Raw genomic sequence first — 793 nt, 5'->3', positions numbered from 1 at the left:
GACAGATGGGGATGTCCCTATGGATAATAACGCCTCTGAGCGCGCGATCCGCGGATTCTGTGTTGGAAAGAAGAACTGGCAGATGATCGATACGATCAATGGTGCGAAAGCATCCGCGATTATTTACAGCATCGCAGAGACGGCAAAAGCGAATAACCTAAAACCATACGAATACTTTGAACACCTTCTGACAGGGATCCCCAAGCGCATGGATGACAGCGACCGGTCATTCTTAGATGACCTGCTTCCATGGTCGAAAAAGTTGCCGGACGTTGTCAGAAAACCGAAAAAGCAATGAAGTAGAGCCGCGGAAGCGGCTTTTAGCTTATAGGGTACTTGGTATGGAGCGTTTACGAATAGCAAGGTATTTCTGATTATATTTCTGCAAAAAAATACGCATAAAAACTGTGTTTTTTCTATTGTTTTACACACGGTTTTTATGCGTATTTCGGTACTATCCGGCAAAACAAAATCGGCTAAAGAAGCGGTATTCTATGGGAATTTTCATATAATATGGATTCTGTGGGTATCCCCCTGTTTAATTCTGCGAAAATTCGCACGTAGGGGACCATCGGTCTTCAGGCAGAAATACTGTAGAGATTTGGATACCCCACTATTTTTTAAAATATTCCTCACATTCTTCTTGGCTTAAATAACTGACAAATTTTATTTACAGTTGTTCCAATCAAACTATATTATTCTTGTATACTGGATGCGATATTAGATTCTTTTATTCTATTTCCATCTCCAATATTTACGCTATTGTCGTTAAATATTATTACTTGTAATTGCT

General features: G+C 39.7%; 1 protein-coding gene. It reads left to right on the top strand.

What is annotated here, in order from left to right; genetic code table 11:
* Positions 1 to 298, top strand: a 298-nt coding sequence (locus DWX91_RS16325) for a transposase domain-containing protein (protein ID WP_147354441.1), incomplete at its 5' end; no start/stop codon positions are given.
* Positions 299 to 793: the final 495 nt, after the last annotated feature.

This window comes from Clostridium sp. AF22-10, from assembly GCF_003478725.1.
Classification (GTDB): Bacteria; Bacillota; Clostridia; order Lachnospirales; family Lachnospiraceae; genus Otoolea; species Otoolea fessa.
The sequence above is the reverse complement of the archived record's forward strand: the minus strand, read 5'-3'. Positions and strand labels throughout refer to the sequence as shown.